We start from the raw sequence: 1,533 nt of genomic DNA, 5'->3' as shown, positions 1-1,533 counted from the left end.
CTCGCCGCTGGCATCGCGGAACTGGTAAGTCTCATGCGTGAGCTGCTTGACGATCTGCCCTTCCAGCACGAAGCGGGTATCGTCGGCCGCTTTTTGTGCGGCGGTAATTGTCGTCACGCCCGGCACGGCACCCGGGCCGGTATAGCTGTTCTGGGCATCGCCTGCATAGGCTGCCAGTGGCAGAACGGTGGCGATCAGGGCGGAGATGGCGAGTTTTTTCATGGCAGTGTTCCTTGTGCATCCGGTTTCGATAGACGGCATTTAATCATTTAGAGATTAAGGAATACTTAAGCAGGTAAAAACAAAAAAGCGAGGGATCTCCCCTCGCTTTCGAACCTAAGCATCCGGTAAAAACTACTTTACCATTTCAGTGGCACGCCAAAGCCGCCCGACACCTGCGTTTTGCTGCCGCTCACGCCCACACTCAGACTAAGCGAATTGCCGCTCTCCAGCCTGCGCCCCAAGGCCAACGCCAGCGCGCCATGCCCGGCAAAGCTGGACAGGCCTACCCCGATGCCCTGTACCTGCATCGCATTGGTCACCGCCGCCGCATTGGCACCGGCCAGCGAGATGCCGGCGCGGTACTCGCGCTGGCTACTCTTGATCGTGTCTTCCAGATTGTCCATGCGCTGGTCAAACTGGCTGCCCAGCTCGCGGGTAAACTGCTGCAATTGCCCCAGGTTGACCGCATCGGTCTTACTGGTTGCATCCGCCACATTCACGATACGACGCTCCGCCCCCGCCGCGCCCACGCTCACGGTATCGGATTCGGTGGCCACCGAACCATTACCCAGCGCGACCGCATTTTTGGCATTAGCCTTCACTTCGGCATTATTGCCCAGCGCCACCGCGAATTCGCCGCGCGCCTTGGCTTCATCCCCGATCGCGGTGCTGTTGGTGCCAGACGCAGCACTGTTCACACCGATCGCCACGGACGACTTGGCATAAGAACCCGCGCCGATAGCAATACTGTTGGCCTTATCCGCTTTCGCGTCGGCACCGATGGCAATCGAGTTTTTATCACCCGAACTCTGGGCACCACCCGCGCGCAAGGTGCCATCCTCCAGCATACCCAGCGCCTTATCTGCCTTGGTTTCGGCACGATCCGCCTTGGTTTCAGCACGATCGGCCGTGGTCTGGGCCGTGGTCGCTTTGGCGTCGGCGGTGGCTGCTGCGGTCTTGGCTTCGGTAGCAGCCGTCTTCGCTTCGGTGGCCGTCGTCTGCGCGGCGCTAGCCGCAGTTTTCGCCTCGGTAGCAATGGTCTTGGCTTCGGTCGCCGTCGTCTGCGCGGCGCTGGCCGCAGTCTTTGCCTCGGTGGCTGCCGTCTTGGCTTCGGTAGCTGTCGACTGTGCGGCGCTGGCCGCGTCTTTGGCCGCGTCGGCCGTCAACTGCGCAGCGCTGGCTGCAGTTTTCGCCTCGGTGGCTGCCATTTTCGCTTCGGTAGCTGTCGACTGTGCGGCGCTAGCCGCAGTTTTGGCCGCGTCGGCCGTCAACTGCGCAGCGCTGGCTGCAGTTTTCGCGTCGTTGGCTGTC

At 61.5% G+C, this 1,533-nt stretch carries 2 protein-coding genes; both read right to left on the bottom strand.

What is annotated here, in order from left to right; translation table 11 throughout:
* On the bottom strand, positions 1-222 hold a 222-nt coding region (locus EGI20_RS18510; protein WP_498633162.1), incomplete at its 3' end, for a YgiW/YdeI family stress tolerance OB fold protein.
* A 137-nt stretch (positions 223-359) separates the two neighbouring features.
* A partial coding sequence (locus EGI20_RS18505; protein WP_498633161.1) for a YadA family autotransporter adhesin occupies positions 360-1,533 on the bottom strand: 1,174 nt, incomplete at its 5' end.

This window comes from Aquitalea sp. S1-19 (assembly GCF_024343515.1).
The sequence above is the reverse complement of the archived record's forward strand: the minus strand, read 5'-3'. Positions and strand labels throughout refer to the sequence as shown.